This window comes from Streptomyces sp. NPDC051907 (genome assembly GCF_040681075.1).
Lineage (GTDB): Bacteria > Actinomycetota > Actinomycetes > Streptomycetales > Streptomycetaceae > Streptomyces.
The window spans coordinates 1-2,437 of the sequence record NZ_JBFAYB010000219.1; the positions used below are offsets into that span (position 1 = coordinate 1).

Here is a 2,437-nt window from a genome sequence, read left to right on the forward strand (position 1 = left end):
CCGGTACCCGCTACGGGGTACCGGCGCGCCCGGCTCACTGCGCCTCCTGTCCGTTGAAGCGGTCCAGGAGGGCGGCGACCCGGTCCTGGAGCCACGGCGGGGCGACGGGCGGCGTGTCCAGGGGCGGGATGTAGACGACGGTGCCCTTGCGCCGGGTGCGCCCGCTGCCGTCCTTGCGCAGCCAGTAGCCGTGGAGCACGACCGAGCCCAGAGCCCAGCGGCCGTTGGTCATGTAGAGGGTGATCTGGCCTCCGTCCACGGAGAGGTAGGCCCCCTCCGCGCTGGAGGGGACGGGCTCGCCCCCGGCGACGGCGAACGACATGCGGGCGTCGCCTTCGCGCAGCTCCCACGTGTTGGGCAGGCGGGCCTGCTCTGCGTCGCTCATCGCCCGCCCCTGCGGGCGCTCTCGGCCAGGACCGCCGTCAGGAACAGCAGGCACTCGTCCCACACCTGGCCGCGCTCGTAGTCGTCCAGGCCGAACAGCAGACCGGCCACCAGGTCGGGGTTCCAGTTGGCGGCCGGGCGGCCGTCCGGCCCGGCGATGGTCTCCACGGGGATGTCCGCGAGGAGGGACAGCAGTGGCCCCCTCAGCCGCTCGGCGGGGGTCTTCATCACCTGGGCCGCCACGGATTCGGCGGTGCCGCCGGGGGTCAGGCGCAGGGCGTGGAGGCTGATGGCGCACCACATGAGGAAGAGGGCGAACGCCTGGTGGACGTCGCCCACGGTGCCCTTGACGGCGTCGCGGTCCCGGTCCAGGCACGGAATGCACCTGTCCCACGAGGCGGCCAGGGCCTGGGAGAGCTTGACCGCCCCGGTCAGCGGCGGGAGGGTGGTCAGCGCGTGGGGCGGGAGCTCGTGGGCGTGGGCGCCGCCGGTCATCGCTCGCCCCCGAGGACGGTCCGGATGATCTCGGGCAGCTCGGCGTTGATGGCGGCGGCCACCGCCTCGACGGATGCCAGGGCCTCCTCCACCAGCTCCGGGCCGGTGAGGGCGGTGGGCTGGAGCAGGCTCCAGGCGGGGATGTGGCGGATCTCCGCAGACGCGGTGACGAGCGGCTGGCCGAGCTTCACCATGGGCTGCTGGAGGTAGTCGTAGCCGTTGTCGCTCCACATGGCGTACCGCTCCCAGTCGCCGTACGTGTAGGGGATGCGGGCGGCCAACTGGCTGTGCGTGAGCGGGAGCGTGACCACGACGGCGAGGTTGTCGCCCTCCTCGGTGCGCTCCAAGTCCACCTTGGCCAGGTCGGGCCGCCAGTCCACCAGGCCGGGCGACATGACCGGCGGGCTGGCCACGTACCACGCCTGCCGGGCGAACGAGATGGGGTCGAGCGGGGCGTTGTCCTCGAAGTGGTCCTTGAAGGACTCCTCTCGCGCGCCGACGTACGAGCCGTAGCGGGAGTGGCCGTCGCTGGCCCGCTCCTTGTCGCCGGTCCGGTCTACGTGGACGATCTTGCCTTGATGCCAGAACGGCACGGTAGTTCTCCCTGTGGTGCGTTCCTCCCGGCCGGGCGGCCGGGCGGTGGTTCAGTTGTCCCGGCCTTGGAGGGCGTGCTCCACCCGGCCGACGGCCGTGAGGCCGAGGCCCTCTATGAAGCGGAGCCGCTCCCTGGACAGGACGCGGAGCTGGGCCCAGGTGGTCACGCCCTCCGACGCCAGCTTGTTGACCGTCCGGTGGCCTAGCTGGTCGTGGCCCATGGCGTCGGAGAACTCGGAGTAGAAGGAGCAGCGGTAGCACCCCCTGTGGGATGCGGGGGCGCAGGCCGGGCAGAGGGGGACGGACTTCCTGATGGACCAGCCTGCACCCCTGGCCGCAAGCTCGGCCGCGCTCAGGCTGCGGCCGGTGCGCTGGAGCTGGGCCGAGCACGCGCCGTCCTGGCCGTCGCACTGGATGGTGATGATGACAGGCACGCCGGTCCTCTCTGGGGCTTGGCCCCCAGCCGGGAGGTCAGTCGCCACGCCTGGTCTCCTCGGCCTTCTTGGAGTCGATGGCCGCCAGCAGGCGGCGCTGCTCTTTGAACGGAAGCTGGATCAGGTTGGCTGCGGGGTGGCGGCAGCGGGTGCGCATCGGCCGCCCCTTGAGCTGGGCGACGGCGATGCGGACATGCGCGCCGCACCGCAGGCACTTGACGTGCCAGCGGTTGGCGAAGGTGCGGGGGTAAGGGCCGACCGGCTCGTAGTGTTGCGCGGCCAGGACCTTGCGGCCTTCCTCCTCTGAGCCGCCGAACTGGATGCGCTGGGCCACGGCGGGCTCCTCTCTGGCGGGCTGGGCCCCCAGCCGGGGGCGGATCTGTGCGGGCGGGTTAGGCGGGGTAGGCCTTCTTCGGCGGGTGCAGCACCGTGCCCGGCACGTGTCCGGGCATCGGGCCGTCGTCCGGGTTGGGGGCCTTGGGGCACTCGGGGTCATCGCCCCCGAGCAGGTTGCCCCTGGTCCAGGCGGC

General features: G+C 72.5%; 5 protein-coding genes. All 5 read right to left on the reverse strand.

From position 1 onward, the window contains the following. Nucleotides 1-34: 34 nt before the first annotated feature. From AB0M39_RS41795 to AB0M39_RS41815, 5 genes are read right to left on the reverse strand one after another with little or no spacing between them, the layout of a single operon-like run. A complete protein-coding gene (locus AB0M39_RS41795) occupies nucleotides 35-385 on the reverse strand; it encodes a hypothetical protein (protein ID WP_365374373.1) in 351 nt (116 codons plus the stop codon). Continuing rightward, nucleotides 382-879 carry a hypothetical protein gene (locus tag AB0M39_RS41800; RefSeq protein WP_365374377.1) on the reverse strand — a complete coding sequence of 166 codons (498 nt, stop codon included), beginning with the start codon at nucleotides 877-879 and terminating at the stop codon, nucleotides 382-384. The genes AB0M39_RS41795 and AB0M39_RS41800 overlap by 4 nt, the downstream gene beginning before the upstream one ends. Then, nucleotides 876-1,472, reverse strand: coding sequence for a hypothetical protein (locus tag AB0M39_RS41805; RefSeq protein ID WP_365374380.1), 597 nt, complete (start codon nucleotides 1,470-1,472; stop codon nucleotides 876-878). Before AB0M39_RS41805 ends, AB0M39_RS41800 begins: the two co-directional genes overlap by 4 nt. A gap of 51 nt (nucleotides 1,473-1,523) precedes the next feature. Then, a complete protein-coding gene (locus AB0M39_RS41810) occupies nucleotides 1,524-1,907 on the reverse strand; it encodes a hypothetical protein (RefSeq protein ID WP_365374383.1) in 384 nt (127 codons plus the stop codon). Nucleotides 1,908-1,944: 37 nt separating this feature from the next. Continuing rightward, entirely contained in the window at nucleotides 1,945-2,241 is a 297-nt protein-coding gene (locus tag AB0M39_RS41815) for a hypothetical protein (RefSeq protein WP_365374386.1), read from the reverse strand. Nucleotides 2,242-2,437 lie beyond the last annotated feature (196 nt).

What these genes read in the sequence shown, in the direction of transcription:
- AB0M39_RS41795 (WP_365374373.1), bottom strand. Translation starts at nt 385, where the DNA reads ATGAGCGACGCAGAGCAGGCCCGCCTGCCCAACACGTGGGAGCTGCGC.
- AB0M39_RS41800 (WP_365374377.1), bottom strand. Translation starts at nt 879, where the DNA reads ATGACCGGCGGCGCCCACGCCCACGAGCTCCCGCCCCACGCGCTGACC.